The organism is Salana multivorans (assembly GCF_003751805.1).
Lineage (GTDB): Bacteria > Actinomycetota > Actinomycetes > Actinomycetales > Beutenbergiaceae > Salana > Salana multivorans.
The window spans coordinates 1,548,866-1,564,543 of record NZ_RKHQ01000001.1; the positions used below are offsets into that span (position 1 = coordinate 1,548,866).

Annotated in this window: 10 protein-coding genes; 7 read left to right on the plus strand and 3 right to left on the minus strand. The window is 75.1% G+C overall.

Features of this window, described 5'->3' with window-relative positions:
- Positions 1-151 precede the first annotated feature (151 nt).
- Together EDD28_RS06920 and EDD28_RS06925 are read left to right on the plus strand one after the other, a co-directional pair.
- Positions 152-2,149, plus strand: a complete 1,998-nt coding sequence (locus tag EDD28_RS06920; protein ID WP_123738938.1) for a glycoside hydrolase family 13 protein — start codon at positions 152-154, stop codon at positions 2,147-2,149.
- 131 nt (positions 2,150-2,280) lie between these two features.
- A complete protein-coding gene (locus EDD28_RS06925) occupies positions 2,281-2,460 on the plus strand; it encodes an Rv0909 family putative TA system antitoxin (RefSeq protein WP_123738939.1) in 180 nt (59 codons plus the stop codon).
- A gap of 140 nt (positions 2,461-2,600) precedes the next feature.
- Here EDD28_RS06925 and EDD28_RS06930 read toward each other — a convergent pair whose 3' ends face one another.
- A complete protein-coding gene (locus tag EDD28_RS06930; RefSeq protein ID WP_123738940.1) occupies positions 2,601-3,926 on the minus strand; it encodes an outer membrane protein assembly factor BamB family protein in 1,326 nt (441 codons plus the stop codon).
- Between the two features lie 19 nt (positions 3,927-3,945).
- Here EDD28_RS06930 and EDD28_RS06935 point away from each other — a divergent pair, with 19 nt between their 5' ends.
- Both EDD28_RS06935 and EDD28_RS06940 read left to right on the plus strand, forming a co-directional pair.
- Positions 3,946-4,938, plus strand: a complete 993-nt coding sequence (locus EDD28_RS06935) for an NAD-dependent epimerase/dehydratase family protein (protein WP_245967949.1) — start codon at positions 3,946-3,948, stop codon at positions 4,936-4,938.
- A gap of 13 nt (positions 4,939-4,951) precedes the next feature.
- The gene (locus tag EDD28_RS06940) at positions 4,952-6,079 is read left to right on the plus strand and encodes a glycerate kinase (protein WP_123738942.1); all 1,128 of its coding nucleotides are present in this window, start codon (positions 4,952-4,954) and stop codon (positions 6,077-6,079) included.
- Here the strand turns inward: EDD28_RS06940 and EDD28_RS06945 are convergent.
- Entirely contained in the window at positions 6,076-7,098 is a 1,023-nt protein-coding gene (locus EDD28_RS06945; RefSeq protein WP_123738943.1) for a LacI family DNA-binding transcriptional regulator, read from the minus strand. The genes EDD28_RS06940 and EDD28_RS06945 overlap by 4 nt on opposite strands.
- 60 nt (positions 7,099-7,158) lie before the next feature.
- The gene (gene hrpA, locus EDD28_RS06950) at positions 7,159-11,439 is read right to left on the minus strand and encodes an ATP-dependent RNA helicase HrpA (RefSeq protein ID WP_123738944.1); all 4,281 of its coding nucleotides are present in this window, start codon (positions 11,437-11,439) and stop codon (positions 7,159-7,161) included.
- 512 nt (positions 11,440-11,951) lie between these two features.
- Here hrpA and EDD28_RS06955 point away from each other — a divergent pair.
- Genes EDD28_RS06955 through EDD28_RS06965 form a run of 3 tightly spaced genes read left to right on the plus strand, consistent with a single transcriptional unit; the run spans position 11,952 to position 15,548 of the window.
- On the plus strand, positions 11,952-12,779 hold the full coding sequence (locus tag EDD28_RS06955; RefSeq protein WP_123738945.1) for an aldo/keto reductase: 828 nt from the start codon (positions 11,952-11,954) through the stop codon (positions 12,777-12,779).
- A 49-nt stretch (positions 12,780-12,828) separates the two neighbouring features.
- Positions 12,829-14,973, plus strand: a complete 2,145-nt coding sequence (locus EDD28_RS06960) for a bifunctional copper resistance protein CopD/cytochrome c oxidase assembly protein (RefSeq protein WP_123738946.1) — start codon at positions 12,829-12,831, stop codon at positions 14,971-14,973.
- 44 nt (positions 14,974-15,017) lie between these two features.
- On the plus strand, positions 15,018-15,548 hold the full coding sequence (locus tag EDD28_RS06965; RefSeq protein ID WP_211339131.1) for an adenine phosphoribosyltransferase: 531 nt from the start codon (positions 15,018-15,020) through the stop codon (positions 15,546-15,548).
- Positions 15,549-15,678: the final 130 nt, after the last annotated feature.

Here is a 15,678-nt window from a genome sequence, read left to right on the forward strand (position 1 = left end):
GAAGTGCAGAATTCGTGAGACTGGTCTCCGACATCGCGCCGAGGTCTCGGGAATCGGACGCCGCTCACGTGCGGTCCGTGACGCCGACACGCCCGGGCACGTCAGCGGTTCCCTGGTGACTCGCCCGGGCGCGCGCTGTCATGATCGGGCGATGACTTCCGACTCGAACGCCGTCGAACCCCCCGCCGACGCCCCCGACGGCGGGACCGACGGCGGGACCGACGCCGCCGCCTCCGACGGCGAGGCCGTGGCCGCACGGCCGCGCCGCGCCCGGACCGGCACCGACCGCGAGCGGCCGTGGTGGCACCGCTCGACGGTCTACCAGGTCTACCCGCGCAGCTTCGCCGACTCCGACGGCGACGGCATCGGCGACATCGCCGGCATCACGCAGCGGCTCGACCACCTGGCCGACCTCGGCGTCGACGTCATCTGGCTGAGCCCCGCCTACCGCTCGCCGCAGGACGACAACGGCTACGACATCTCCGACTACCAGGACATCGACCCGCTGTTCGGCGACCTCGCCGCGATGGACACGCTCATCGCGGAGGCGGCGGCGCGGGACATCGGCATCGTCATGGACCTCGTCGTCAACCACACGAGCGACGAGCACCCGTGGTTCGTCGAGAGCCGGTCCTCCCGGGACAACCCGAAGCGCGACTGGTACTGGTGGCGCGACCCCGTCGCCGGGTACGACGGTCACGAGCCGGGCGAGGGGCCGAGCGGCGCCGAGCCGACGAACTGGGGATCGTTCTTCTCCGGCTCGACGTGGGCGTGGGACGAGGCGACGCAGCAGTACTACCTGCACCTGTTCAGTCGCAAGCAGCCGGACCTCAACTGGGAGAACCCCGAGGTCCGCCGGGCCGTCCACGCGATGATGCGCTGGTGGCTCGAGCGGGGCGTCGCCGGCTTCCGGATGGACGTCATCAACCTCATCTCGAAGCGGGTCGACGCGGCGGGCGCACTCACCGACGGCCCCGCCCGGCCGGACGGCTGGGGTGACGGCTCGCCCCAGTACGTCGACGGTCCGCGGATGCACGAGTTCCTGGCCGAGATGCACCGCGAGGTGTTCGACGCGTTCCCCGGCACCTACCTCACGGTGGGCGAGACGCCGGGGGTCACCGTCAAGGAGGCGCGCAGGTACACGGCGCCGGAGCGCCGCGAGGTCGACATGGTGTTCCAGTTCGAGCACGTCGGCCTCGACCACGGCCCGCTCGGCAAGTTCGACCCGAAGCCGCTCCACCTGCCCGACCTCAAGCGCAACTTCGCGCGCTGGCAGAAGGGCCTCGCGAAGGTCGGCGGCTGGAACTCGCTCTACTGGAACAACCACGACCAGCCGCGCGTCCTCTCCCGCTGGGGCGACGACTCCGCCGAGCACCGCGTGGCCTCGGCCAAGACGCTCGGCACGGTCCTGCACCTGCACCGCGGCACGCCGTACGTGTACCAGGGCGAGGAGATCGGGATGCCGAACGCCGGCTTCACCTCGCTCGACTCCTACCGCGACCTGGAGTCGCTCAACTTCGTCGCCGACGCGGCGCGGATGGGCATGACGGACGACGCGCTCATCGCCGGGCTCGCCGCCACCTCGCGGGACAACGCCCGGACGCCGGTCGCGTGGGACTCCTCGCCGAACGCGGGCTTCACCACCGGCACCCCGTGGATCGGGCTGACCCCGGGCTGGGAGTCCGTCAACGTCGCGGCCCAGGCCGGCGACCCCGGCTCGGTCCTCGCCCACTACCGACGCCTCGTCGCGCTCCGCAAGGGGCGCGCGGGTCGCGAGGGGCTGGTCGCCGACATCGTCATCGACGGCGACTTCGAGCTGCTCGCCCCCGACCACGAGCGGCTCTGGGCGTTCGTGCGGACGCTGCCCGTCGCCGAGGGCGACGCGGACGCCGACGGCGGGGCCGGCGAGGTCGCGGGACGCTCCGTCCTGCTGGTCGCGAACCTCTCGTCGCAGCCGCTCGACGTCGACCTCGCCGCCGAGCTGGGCGAGGGTCTCGCCGGACGCGTGCGTGCGGCGTTCGCCGCGCGGGACGAGGACGACGCGACGGTCGGTCCGGTGGTCGTCGCGTCCCACGCGGTGGCGGGCGTGCCTGACCGGGACGGTCGCCTCGCGCTGCGTCCCTGGGAGTCGGTCGCCTGGCTCGTCTAGGCCCCCGGCGCACCCTCTGGCGCCGCGGGCGACGCGCGTTATGCTCGCGGTGGATCGTGCGACCCGACGGGTCCAGGGCCTCTCGCAGGGGGCGGCCCGCGCATCGTGGCACGACCGGATCGGAGGCCAGCATGGGCATCGACGACATCATCAACAAGGCCAAGGACGCTCTCGGTGGCGAGGAGGGTGTCGAGGAGAAGATCGAGCAGGCGCGCGAGTTCATCAAGGACAAGACGCCTGACAACATCGACGCCCTCGTCGACAAGGCCGCCGACGCCGCGCACAGCGCGGTCGACACCGACGGCAAGTGAGCCGGAGCGCTCCACACAGCTAGTCCGCGACGGCGGGCACCCACCCCTCGGGATCGGGTGCCCGCCGTCGCCGCGTCCGGGGGCGTCCGGGGGCGGCCGGGTCCGCCGGCCGCCGGCCGCCGGCCGACGGCCACCAGCCGCTAGCCGACGTCGACGACCAGACCCCCGCCGCTCGGCGCGAGCGTCGTGAGCAGGTCGGGGGACAGGCCGAGCACCGTCGGGCGACCCGTGCCGTCCGCGTCGCCGTCGAGCGCGACGGGGACGTCGCGCACCGACCCGGTCGCGACGTCGAGGACGCGCAGTGCCGGGGCCGGTTCGGTCACCGGCACGACGAGGGCGGCGCCCGCGCCCCCCGCCTCCCCGAGCGGGCTCGCGTCCCCGACCCGGATGCCGGCCGACGGCGCCGTCCACCGGGTCGCCCCGTCGGCGAGCGAGACGGCCGTGACGGCGCCCGCGTCGTCCGACAGCAGGAGGAGGTCGCCGGCGACCGCCGCCGAGGACGGCGCCCGCGTCAGCTCGAACGACCCCGTGACGTGACCGTCGCGCACCACCTGGACGAGCGTCCGGGCGATGACGACGGTCGGTGCCGGCTCCCCGGCCACCTCGGCCCCGGCCAGCGGCAGCCCGGTGACCGCCAGGACCGGCGACCCGGCCGGCAGGTCGTCGGGAAGCGCGACCGGTGCGCAGCCGATCATCTTCCCGGTGTCGAGGTCGAGCGTCACGACCTCGGCGTCGTGGTCGTGCCAGACGACCGCCACGACGTCGACGCCGTCGTACCCGGCGTAGCTCGCGTCACGCCACGCCCAGGTCCGCGGCGGCTCGACGGGGTCCGCGAGCTGGTCGCCCGGCGACTCGTCGGAGGCCTCGTCGGCGCCGTCGACGGACGCGAGCAGCCGGGGGTGCACGACGACCGTCGTCGCCGGGTCGGCGGTGCGCAGCGAGCCCGTCGCCGCGACGACGGCGTGCCCAGCCGGCGAGGCGTCCGCGACGCTCGCGTCGAGCGCGGCGACGACCGGGCCGACGGTGACGCCGAGCTCGGCGAGGGCCGAGACCAGCCCGGGCGGCGGGCCGGCCACGCTCGCCGGGTCGAGGATCGGGACGACCGGGTCGTCGTGGACGATGCCGAGCCGGTCGAGGCGTTCGAAGCCGGAGCCGCAGGTGAGGTCGTCTGCCCGGTGCGCGAACCAGCCGGCGACGGCGGCGCGTCCGCCCGGCGTCGCCGCGACGACGCCGAGCACCAGGACGAGACCCGCCCCGACCGCCAGCGGCCACCGCCGCGCCGCCGGGTGCGCCGGTGGCGTCGTCCCCGGGCCGTCCGGTACGTCCGGGCCGTCCGCCGCGAGCCGTCGCGCGCGGTTGCGCTCGAGCGTCCGACGGCCCCGCGCCGCGCGCATCGCCTCGCGCGACGGCCCGCTCGCGCGCCCGCGCGACGGCCCGGGGGACGGGCCGGGCGACGGGGTGCTCATGCCGCGTAGCGTAGGGCGTGTGAGCGCACTGCGAGTCCTCTTCCTCGGCGGCACCGGCACGATCTCCTCGGCGGTCTCCCCGCTCGCGGTGGCCAGCGGCATCGACCTGACCCTCGTCACCCGCGGCCAGTCATCGCGGCACGCGATCCCCGAGGGCGCCCACCACCTCCAGGCCGACGTGCGCGACCCCCGCGCGCTGCGCGAGGCGCTCGGCGGGCGGGAGTGGGACGTCGTCGTCGACTGGCTCGCCTTCCACCCCGACAACGTCCGCGACGACCTCGAGACGTTCGACGGCCGCACGGGCCAGCTCGTCGTCATCAGCTCGGCGTCCGCGTACGAGACGCCGCCGCGGCGGGTGCCCGTGACGGAGTCGACGCCGCTGCGCAACCCGTTCTGGGAGTACTCGCGGAACAAGATCGCCGTCGAGGACGTGCTCGTCCAGGCCTACCGCGAGCGCGGCTTCCCGATGACGATCGTGCGCCCCTCCCACACCTACGACCGCACGAAGCCGCCGTTCAGCGAGGGCTGGACGCTCGTCGAGCGGCTGCGCCGCGGCGCCGAGGTCGTCGTCCACGGGGACGGGACGTCGCTGTGGACGCTCACGCACCACGAGGACTTCGCGCGCGGGTTCGTCCCGCTGCTGGGCAGCTCGCGGGCGATCGGCGAGGCCGTCCACATCACGTCCGACGACGTGCTGTCCTGGAACCAGATCGTCGGCGTCCTCGCCGATGCCGCCGGTGCGCCGGAGCCCCGGATCGTCCACGTGCCGTCGGACGCGATCCACGCCGTCGACGAGCGCTGGGGCGAGAGCCTGCTCGGCGACAAGGCGCACTCGATGATCTTCGACAACGCCAAGCTCCGCTCGCTCGTGCCCGGCTACCGCGCCACCATCCCGTTCGAGCTGGGTGCCCGCGAGATGCTCGCCTGGTACGACGCGGACCCTGCGCGTCGCGTCGTCGACCCGGTCTGGGAGGCGCGCCTCGACTCGCTCGTCGAGCGGTTCCGGGTCTAGCGGCGCCCGCGCCATGAGGGTCGTCTGCGCGCCCGACTCGTTCAAGGAGTCGATGACGGCGGCCGAGGCCGCGGCCGCGATGGCCCGCGGCGTGCGCCGGGCGCTGGCTCGCGCGGTCGCGGACCTCGACGTCAGGACCGTGCCGATGGCGGACGGCGGCGAGGGCACGACCGAGGCCGTCGTGGACGCGCGCGGCGGCCGCCTCGTCCCGGCGCGGGTGCGCGACGCGCTGGGCCGCCCGGCCGTCGGCGTCCTCGGCCTCGTGGACGACCTCGCCGTGATCGAGGTGGCCTCGGCGGTGGGGCTCGGCGTGATCGCCCCCGCCGACCGGGACCCGCTGCGCGCCTCGTCGCACGGTGTCGGCGACCTCGTCCGGGCGGCGCTCGACGCCGGTGTCGCCCGCCTCCTCGTCGGGCTCGGCGGCTCGGCGACCAACGACGGCGGCGCGGGCATGGTCGCCGCCCTCGGCGGTGTGCTGCGCGACGCGACCGGCCGCGCGGTGCCGGCCAGCCCGGACCACCTGGCCGGTGTCGCCGCGCTCGACCTGTCCGGGCTGGACCCGCGGCTCGCCGACGTCGAGATCACGCTCGCCTGCGACGTGACGAACCGCCTGCTCGGCCCGTCCGGCGCCACCGCCGTCTTCGGTCCGCAGAAGGGCGTGCGCGCCGGCGACGTCGCGCTGCTCGACGCGGCGCTGGCGACCTGGGCCGACGCGCTGGAGGCGGCGACCGGCCGCGCCGTCCGGACGCTGCCGGGCTCCGGAGCCGCCGGTGGTCTCGGCGCCGCGTTCCTCGCCCTCGGCGCGGCCCGGCGGCCCGGGGTCGAGGTCGTGGCGGAGGCGGTCGGGCTGGCGGCGGCGGTGGCCGGCGCCGACCTCGTGCTCACGGGCGAGGGCGCGATCGACGAGCAGACGCTCGCCGGGAAGACGCCCGCGGGTGTCGCGGCGCTCGCGCTCCGGCACGGCGTCCCGGTGCTCGCGTTCGCGGGGCGCGTCGGACCGGGCGCCGACCTGCTGCTGGAGCGCGGCGTCGCCCGCGTCGTCGGGATCACGCCCGACGGGACACCGCCAGCCGTCGCGCTTCGCGAGGGCCCGGGGAACCTCGAGCGCGCCGTCGCGGCGGCGCTCGCCGACCGGGCCTAGGACTCGGCCGGCGGGGCCGCGACGGAGCCGCGGTCGGTGAGCTGCGGGGGAAGGAGCCGAACGTCGGCGGGGGTGTCGTCGTCCGCGCCGCCGGCCAGGCGCTCCATGAGCATGCCGACGGCCAGCCGCCCGATCAGCTCGCCGGGCAGGTCGATGCCGGTGGTCGGCACGGCGTGGGAGCTGGCCACGTCCTGCGGGCCGACGGAGATGAGCGAGACGTCGCGCGGGATGCGCAGGCCGCGTCGGTCCAGGTGCGAGACCACGTGCTCCAGCGCCAGCTCGTTGTGCACGACGATCCCCGTGACGTCCGGGTGCCGCGCGAGCAGGGCGTCGACCGCGCGGACGGCGCCGGCCGACGTGCTCTCCATGGCGATCTCGACGTGGGCGACGCCGGCCTCCTCGGCCCCGCGCGCGAACCCGGTGCGCATCCGCTCCGCGTACGACGCGTGCCGGGCCAGCACCTCCTGCGGTGCGCCGAGCAGCGCGACGCAGCCGTGGCCGTGCTCGACGAGCGTGCGCGCCGCGAGCCCGCCCGCCCGCTCGAAGTCGAGGTCGATGCAGCTCAGCCCCGTCGGGTCGTTCGGCAGACCGATCAGGACGACCGGGGCCGGCAGCTCGCGCAGCGTCGCGAGCCGGGAGTCCTCGGACTCGATGTCCATGACGACGAGCCCGTCGATCATCGCCGAGCGCGTGACGCGGGCGAGGTGGGAGTCGTCGCCGTGCGTCACGAGCAGGACGTCGTAGCTGCGCTCGTGCGCCTCGGCCGTGATGCCGGCGACGAACTGCATGATGACGCTGAGGTCGACCCCGGGCCGGAGCGGTGCCATCAGCCCGAGCACGTTCGTCTGCGCCATCGCGAGCGCGCGCGCCGAGGCCTGCGGGCTGTAGCCGAGCACCTCGACCGCGCGCTCGATCCGCTCCCGGGTCTTCTCCGAGATGGGGCGCTTGCCGGACAGGGCGTAGCTCACCGTCGAGAGGGAGACGCCCGCCTCGCGTGCGACGTCGGCGATCGTGACCACGCGTGCCCCCTTCCCTCGACGTGATGCGGCACCACAGTCTCGCACCGCGAGTCGGACCGGTCAGACCTCGGCGAGGGCCTTGCGGATCCGTTTGGCCGAGACCGTCTCGCGCGTGCCGAGCTGCTGCGCGAACAGCGACACCCGCAGCTCCTCGAGCTGCCACCGCGCCTGGGCGACCCGCGCGCGCCGGACGGGGGAGAGCGACGGCGCGTCGACCGCGTCGATCTCGCCGGCGAGCTGCTCGACCTCCCAGGCGAGCGTCGCGTCCCGGCTCGGGTTCGCCGCGGCCTTCTCGACGCGGGAGGCGTCCGCTCGCAGGTACCGCACGAGGTCGCGCAGCCGCTCCGGCGGGGTTCGCGCCACGAACCCCGGGTAGACCAGCGACGCGGCGTGCTCGCGCACCTCCTGGAGCGTCCGGAGCAGGGCCATCGACGTCGTGCGCTTGACCAGCGCCTCCAGCTCGCGGAACGCGACCAGGGCCTCGACGACGCGGGCGACCACTCCGTAGACCGCGTCCTCCAGGTGGTCGCGCACGTCGGAGCGGACGGTCCGGTAGGCGACGTCGCCGCGGACCGCCGCGAGATCGACGCCGGCCGTGAGCTGGGCGATCGCCGCGGCCTGGACGTCGCGGACGAGGTCGGCGGTGCTGCGGTACGGGCTGGCGGCGAGCGTCAGCGCCTCGCGGCCGGTCCAGCGCGAGGTCACGCGCCCCTCGGTCAGCGCCAGCTCCGCGAGGAGCAGCTCCCGCACGCCGGCCGCGTGCGAGGCGTCGGCCTGCTCGGCGTCGGCCAGGACCCGCAGCGCGACCGTCGGCTCGCCTCCCGGCCCGTCGCCGCGCCGCTCGACAACCAGCGCCGGATACCCCGTGACCTCGAGCCCGCCGGTCACGGTCGACACCTCGCGCGGGATGCTGCGCCCGGTGAGGTCGGCCCAGGTCGCCACCCGGTCGAGCTCCACGGCCTCGTTGGTGGTGAGGCCGCCGGCCCGCGGCGGACCCGGGCGTCCCGGGGCGGACTCCGCGGAGGCCGCCCTCGCGTCCGTCGGGCCCGCGTCGGTGCGCGCGTCGCGCAGCGCCCGGCGCACGGCCGACTGCACCGCCGCCTGGGACTGCGCGGCGAGCCGGCGCTGGAGGTAGGCCAGGTCCGCCGACTCCCCGAGGACCGCCCCGCGCTCGCCGAGCACCCGGAACGTCATCCGCAGGTGCGACGGCAGCCGGTCGGGGACGTCGTCGAACGCCGCCCGGTCGACCACGACCCCGCGGACCTCGCGCAGCGCCGCCGCGAACGCGTCGACGAACGACGGGGCGCCCTCCGGGGCCGGCGCGACCTCCGACCAGGCCGGCAGGTGGGCGAGGGCGGCGCGGGCCGTGTCCGGGGCCGGGACGAGCTGGACCCTGACCTGCTTGGGCAGCGCCCGGATCGTGGCCGTCGCCAGCTCGGGCAGCAGCTCGGGGACCAGCCAGTCGAACCCGTCGGGCCGCAGCCGCGGCAGGACGGCGAGGGGCACGTGCACGGTGACGCCGTCCGCGTCCTGGCCCGGCGTGAACTGGTAGGTCAGCGGCAGCTCGACCTCCCCGCCGCCGACGAGCGACTGGCGCCACAGGGCCGGCAGCCCCGACTGGTCGACCTCGGCGTGGCCGGGCACGAGCAGGTCGAGGTCGTAGGTGAGCAGGTCCGGCGTCGCGCGCCGGGCGTCCTTCCACCAGGCGTCGAACGCGCGCGCGGTCGTGACGTGCTCCGGCAGACGCTCGTCGAAGAAGTCGACGAGCGTCTCCTCGTCGGCCAGCAGGTCGAGGCGACGCGTGCGCTCGGCCAGCTCGGCCGCGTCGGCCCGCAGCTCGCGGTTGCGCGCGGCGAACCGGTGGTGCGTCGTCCACGCCTCCTCGACCAGCGCGTGCCGGATGAACATCTCGCGCGCCAGCTCGGGCTCGACGCGCGCGTAGGGCACGATCCGGTCGGCGACGATCGGGACGCCGAACAGCGTCACCTTCTCGTGGCACATCGCGGCGCCCTGCTTGCTCGACCAGTACGGCTCGGAGAACGTGCGCTTCACCAGGTGCGGCGCGAGCTTCTCCGCCCACTCGGGCTCGATGCGCGCGTTCTGCCGTCCGAAGAGGCGCGAGGTCTCCACCAGCTCCGCCGCCATGACGAAGGCCGGCGGCTTGCGCGCGATGCTCGACCCCGGCCACGGGACGAACCGCGCCCCGCGTGCGCCGGCGTACTCGCGGCGCCGCTCGTCCCAGCTCCCGACGTGGGACAGGAGGCCGGACAGCACCGCCTGGTGGATGCCGTCGGCGTCCATCCGCCGCCGGCGCACGACGCCCGCCTCCGCCGTCCCGTCGAGGTGACGCGCCCCCCGGCCCCGGATGCCGGCGGCCGCGGCGAGCTGTCGGAGCTGGGCGTGGACGTCCTGCCACTCCCGGACGCGGAGGAAGTGGAGGTACTCCCGCCGGCACGTCCGCCGGAACGCGCTCGAGCCCATGACCGACTGCTGGTCCTGCAGGTAGTCCCACAGCACGACGAGCGCGAGCAGGTCGGAGCCGGGCACGACGAACCGGCGGTGCGCCTCGTCGGCCTGCTGCTGCGCGTCGAGCGGGCGCTCGCGGACGTCCTGCGCCGACAGCGCCGAGACGATGACCATGACCTCGTCGACGACGCCGAGCCGGTCGGCCTCGATGAGCATGCGGCCCAGCCGCGGGTCGATCGGGAGCTGGGCCAGGACGCGTCCGGTCCGGGTCAGCCTGACCTCGCCGCCTCGCGCGTCCGACCCGTCCGCGTCGTCGTCGATCGCGCCGAGCTCGGTGAGCAGGGTGACACCGTCGCGGATGGCCCGCAGCTCGGGCGGCTCGACGAACGGGAAGTCCTCCATCCGTCCCAGCCCGAGCGCGGCCATCTGCAGGATGACGCTCGCGAGCGAGGTGCGCAGGATCTCCGGCTCGGTGAACTCGGGACGGCGCTCGAAGTCGTTCTCGGAGTAGAGCCGGATCGCGATGCCGTCGGCGACGCGGCCCGAGCGGCCGGAGCGCTGGTTCGCGCTCGCCTGGCTCACCGGCTCGATCGGCAGCCGCTGGACCTTCGTGCGGTGGGAGTAGCGCGAGACGCGCGCGTAGCCCGTGTCGACGACGTAGTGGATGCCCGGGACGGTGAGCGAGGCCTCGGCGACGTTCGTCGAGAGCACGACCCGCCGGTACCGGTGCGACTCGAAGACGCGGTGCTGCTCCGCCGCCGACAGCCGGGCGTACAGCGGGAGCACCTCGACGGCGCCGGGGGTCGTGCTGGTCTCGCCCGGGTGGGTGAACCGTGGGCCGAGGTGCTCGCGCAGGGCGTCCGCCGCGTCGCGGATCTCCCGCTCACCGGAGCAGAACACGAGGATGTCGCCCGGGCCCTCGCGCACGAGCTCGTCGACGGCGAGGCAGATCGCGGTCGGCTGGTCGACGTCCTCCTCCGGCGCCGCGGCGGGGGCCGGCTTCGCCCGGCCGGCGGGCGCGGGGGAAGCCGGAGCGGGGCCGGCGCCGTCGTCGTCGGCCTCCGCGTCCGTCAGCTGGTCGGCGACGAGCGGGCGGTAGCGGATCTCGACCGGGTAGGTGCGCCCGGAGACCTCGATGATCGGCGCGGGCTCGCCCGAGTCGCTGCCGTCCGGGACGGCGAGGCCGTCGGGGCCGAGGCGGAAGTGGCCGGCGAACCGCTCGGTGTCGATGGTCGCCGAGGTGATGACGACCTTGAGGTCGGGGCGGCGTGGCAGGAGCCGGCGGAGGTAGCCGAGGATGAAGTCGATGTTGAGCGACCGCTCGTGGGCCTCGTCGACGATGATCGTGTCGTACTGGCGCAGCTCGGGGTCGCGCTGGATCTCGGCGAGCAGGATGCCGTCCGTCATGACCTTGACGAGGCTGGTCGCGCTGACCCGGTCGGTGAACCGGACCTGGTAGCCGACGGCCTGGCCCAGCTCGACGCCCAGCTCCTCGGCGATCCGGTCCGCGACCGCGCGGGCGGCGATCCGGCGCGGCTGGGTGTGACCGATCGTCCCCGCGACGCCCCGGCCGAGCTCGAGCGCGATCTTCGGGAGCTGGGTGGTCTTGCCCGACCCGGTCTCGCCGGCCACGACGACGACCTGGTGCGAGGCGAGGGCGGCGGCGATGTCGTCGCGGCGGTCGCTGACGGGCAGGTCGGGGTAGCTGATCCGGAGCGCGTCGCGGGTGGCCTGCCGGGCCTCGACCTGCTCGGGGGTGAGCTGCTTGGGCCCGCGGGGCTTGTGCTGGTCGCCGCGCCGGGGGCCCCGACCGGGCCGACCGGAGCCGCGACGGCCGCGGGCGCGGCGTGGCTCGGGTGGGCGCTCGTCGGACATCGCCGACCATTCTCCCAGGGTCGCGCGGCGGGAGGTCCAGCTCTTTCCGGGGTCGGACCGGTGGGCTCGGTCCGGGCGGTGGTCGCAGCGGTCACGGGGGCCGAGCCGGGACGAGGCGGGACGAGGCGAACCGGGCCGTGCCAGGGCTGAGGGCACCCGCGACGAGAGATGCATCGCGTGCGTCGGATCGTGATGGTGGCGCCTGCGGCATCGTCGCAGGTTGGCGACCCGTGGGGGTCGTCGAGGAAGCGACGTGGACGAATCGGGCCCGCGCTGGACGCCTCCCTGGCGTCCGGGCGCGTGCGCGGCGGGTGCGACCGCGCTCGTCGGGGAGCCGGGGCCGCGGTGGGTGACGTTCGTGTACGACGCGTCTCCTCCACGCGTCTCCGCTGGTCACGGCCCTGCCCGCTCGCGAGAGACGCGACGCGTACGACGCGTCTTGGACGGACGGTGCTTGCGAGGCTCGGCCGTCCGGGCCGCCGAGCAGCGCCTCCCCTGGGAGACTGGTCGGCATGCTGCCCGACACCCCCGGCTCCGCGCTCCTCAACGACGGCACCGCCCTCCAGCTCATCGGGCTCGGCCTGTACAAGGTGGAGCCGTCCGACACGGAGCGGGTGGTGCTCGACGCCCTCGACGTCGGCTACCGCCTCATCGACGGCGCGGCCTTCTACGGAAACGAGCGCGAGGTCGGCGATGCCGTGCGCGAGTCGGGGCTGCGTGGGGAGCTGCGCGTGACGAGCAAGGCGTGGGGCGACCCCGTCATGTCCTACGACGAGACGCTGCGCGAGTTCGACGCCACCGAGCGCGACCTCGGCTTCTCGCCGGACGTCTACCTCATCCACTGGCCCCGCGCGTCGCGCAACGAGTACGTCAACGTGTGGCGCGCGCTGATCCGCCTGCGCGAGGAGGGCCGCGTCCGCACCATCGGCGTCTGCAGCTTCGGCGAGACCGAGCTGACCCGGCTCATCGACGAGACCGGCGTCGTGCCGGCGCTCAACCAGGTCGAGTCGCACCCGTGGCTGCCGCAGCACGGGCTGCGCGAGTTCCACGACGCCCACGGCATCCTCACCCAGGCGTGGAGCCCGCTCGGTCGCGGCCGCCTCATGGACGACCCGGTGCTCCTGCGGATCGCGGCCGAGCACGGCGTGAGCGTGCCGCAGGTCGTGCTGCGCTGGCACCTGCAGCTCGGCGGCGCGGCCGTCCCCAAGTCGACGCACCGCGAGCGCCTGGCCCAGAACATCGACCTCGAGGGCTTCGCGCTCACCGGCGAGGACATGGCGGCGATCGCCGGGCTGGAGACGGGGCGGCGCACGGGAACGAACCCCGCGGACCGTCAGTAGGCCCGCCGGCACGCCGGCCGCGGGCGCGCGCCGGAACTAGGGTGATGAGGTGACTCGAACGGCCGTCGACACCCGTCCCGGGGCCGTCCGCGCCGACGGCCCGCCGCGGTGGATCGCGACCCCGGTCGGCCGGTGGCGGATCCTCGCGGCGTCGGCCGTCGTGGGCGTCGTCGCGCTCGTCGTCGCGATCGCGCTGACGGGGGCCGCGACCCCGACGCTGCTCGCGGACCCCGGCCCCCTCGTGCGCTGGGGTCTGCCCGTCGTCGACCTCGTCGTCGAGCTCGCCGCCGCCACGACCGTCGGCGCCCTCGTCCTGTGCGCGGTGATCCTGCCACCCCCGCCGCCGGACGCCCCGCCGTCAGGGCGCCCGGCCCGGGTCCGTCCCGTCGGTGCCGCGTGGCGGCTGAGCCAGCGGATCGCCGCGGCGGCCGGGGTGGTGTGGACGCTCGCGCTCGCGGTGCAGCTCGTCCTCACCTACGCGCGGGTGTCCGGCCGGCCGATCGGCGGGCCGACCTTCGGCGAGGAGATCTCCGTCTTCCTCGGCCAGATCGAGCTGGGCCGGCTCCTCCTGACGGGACTCGTGCTGACGGCGCTCGTCGCGCTCCTCGCGGTGGCGGTCGGCGGGACGCTGAGCGCCACGTTCGCGGTGGTCCTCGCGATGGTGGCGCTCGCCCCGGTCGCCTCGACCGGGCACGCGTCGGGCGCGGCGAACCACGAGGTGGCCGTGAGCAGCCTGTGGCTCCACCTCGCCGGGGTGACGCTGTGGATCGGCGGGCTCGCAATCCTCGTCGCGGTCGCCGGGGCCCTCGGGCGGGACCTGCGTCCGGCGGCCGCGCGCTACTCGAGCCTGGCGATCTGGGCGTACGCGCTGGTCGCGGTCTCGGGCGTCGCGAACGCCGCCATCCGGCTGGGCGGCCTCGACGGGCTCGCGACCCCGTATGGCCGTCTCGTGCTGGCGAAGGCCGCCGCGACGCTCGCGCTCGGGGTCGCCGGCTGGTGGCACCGGCGACGGACCATCCCGCGCCTCACGCAGGGACGGACGGCAGCGTTCTGGCGGCTCGTGGTCGGCGAGGTCCTCCTGGCCGGTGGGGTGATGGGCCTCGCCGTCGCGCTGTCCTCGACGGCGCCGCCCGTCCCGGACACTCCCCTCGTCGACGTCCCGCCCGCTGAGTGGATCACCGGCTACCCCGTGCCCGACCACGGACCGAGCGGCCTCGACTGGTTCACCACCTGGCGCCCCGACCTGCTCGTGCTGATCGGGGTGGTGAGCGCGCTCGTCGTCGTCCTCACCTGGTACCGCCGGCTGCGGGCGCGCGGGGACCACTGGCCGGTGCTGCGCGTCGTCAGCCTCGCCGTCGGCCTCCTCCTCATCGCGTGGGTGAGCAGCGGCGGGCCGGCGCTGTACGGGCACCTGCTGTTCAGCGCGCACATGGTCCAGCACATGGTGCTCGTCATGCTCGCGCCGATCTTCCTGGTGCTCGGGGCTCCGGTGACGCTGGCCGTCCGGGCGCTTCCCGCACGCGACGACGGCTCCCGCGGCCCGCGCGAGCTCCTGCTCGGGCTCGTCCACTCGCGCTGGGCCGGCTTCTTCGCCAACCCGGTCGTGGCCGCCGTCAACATCGTCGGCAGCATGATCCTCTTCTACTACACCCCGCTCCTGCTGCTCGCCCTCACCAACCACTGGGTGCACCTGTGGATGATCGTGCACTTCACGCTGGCCGGGTACATGTTCGTCAACGTGCTCATCGGGATCGACCCCGGGCCGAGGCGCCCCGGGTACCCGCTCCGGCTCCTCCTGCTCTTCGCGACGATGGCGTTCCACGCGTTCTTCGGGCTCGCGCTCATGGAGGGGACGCAGCTGCTCGCGGCACCCTGGTACGGCGCGCTCGGTCTGCCGTGGGGCGTCGACGCGCTGGCGGACCAGAAGCTCGGTGGCGGGTTCACCTGGGGGTTCGGGGAGGTCCCGTCGCTGCTGCTCGCGATCGCGCTCGGGACGGCGTGGATCCGCGACGACGACCGCACGGCCCGCCGGCTCGACCGCAAGGCCGACCGCGACGGGGACGCCGACCTCGCCGCCTACAACGCGATGCTCGCCGCGCGGTCCGGTCCCGGTGGGGGAGCGCCCGGTGAAGACGTGTCCGACGGGGCGACGCCGGACGCGAGCGCGGCCCACCGGGCAACGCCCGACGCGTGACGTTCGGTCCGGTCGCGCCGTCGGGAGTGCGGCAGACTCGGGTCGTGACCATCGACGGAATCGCCGCGCTCATCCAGGACGTCCCCGACTTCCCCAAGCCGGGGGTGACGTTCAAGGACATCACGCCCGTCCTCGCGCGTCCGGACGCGTTCCAGGCGGTCGTCGACGCGATGGTGGCCTCGGCCCCGGAGGGGATCGACGTCGTCTGCGGGATGGAGGCGCGCGGATTCATCTTCGGCGCCCCCGTCGCGCTGGCGCTGGGCGCCTCGTTCGTCCCGGTCCGCAAGTCGGGCAAGCTGCCCCGGGACACCGTCGAGAGCACGTACGACCTCGAGTACGGAACGCAGACCCTCGCCGTCCACACCGACGCGATCCGCGCTGGCGACCGGGTGCTCATCGTCGACGACGTCCTGGCCACGGGCGGCACGGTCGCCGCGACGGCTGACCTCGTCCACCGGCTCGGCGGCTCGCTCGTCGCCGTGACCGTGCTCATGGAGCTCGCGTTCCTCGCCCCGCGCGAGCGGCTGGAGTGGCGCGACGTCGACCTCATCACGTCGCTCATCACCTACGACTGACCGGCGACTGACCGGCGCAGGGGCTGCCCCGGTCGCACCCGGCGCCGGACCGCCGCCGACCGCCCCGGACGACCACCAGACCACCGAGACCCCCGCGTCGAGATGCGGGGGTCTCGTCGTCGTGGTATCA

Excerpts from the sequence above, each read along its gene's own strand:
- EDD28_RS06920 (WP_123738938.1), top strand. The coding sequence starts at position 152 with ATGACTTCCGACTCGAACGCCGTCGAACCCCCCGCCGACGCCCCCGAC.
- EDD28_RS06925 (WP_123738939.1), top strand. The coding sequence starts at position 2,281 with ATGGGCATCGACGACATCATCAACAAGGCCAAGGACGCTCTCGGTGGC.
- EDD28_RS06930 (WP_123738940.1), bottom strand. The coding sequence starts at position 3,926 with ATGAGCACCCCGTCGCCCGGCCCGTCCCCCGGGCCGTCGCGCGGGCGC.
- EDD28_RS06940 (WP_123738942.1), top strand. The coding sequence starts at position 4,952 with ATGAGGGTCGTCTGCGCGCCCGACTCGTTCAAGGAGTCGATGACGGCG.
- hrpA (WP_123738944.1), bottom strand. The coding sequence starts at position 11,439 with ATGTCCGACGAGCGCCCACCCGAGCCACGCCGCGCCCGCGGCCGTCGC.
- EDD28_RS06955 (WP_123738945.1), top strand. The coding sequence starts at position 11,952 with ATGCTGCCCGACACCCCCGGCTCCGCGCTCCTCAACGACGGCACCGCC.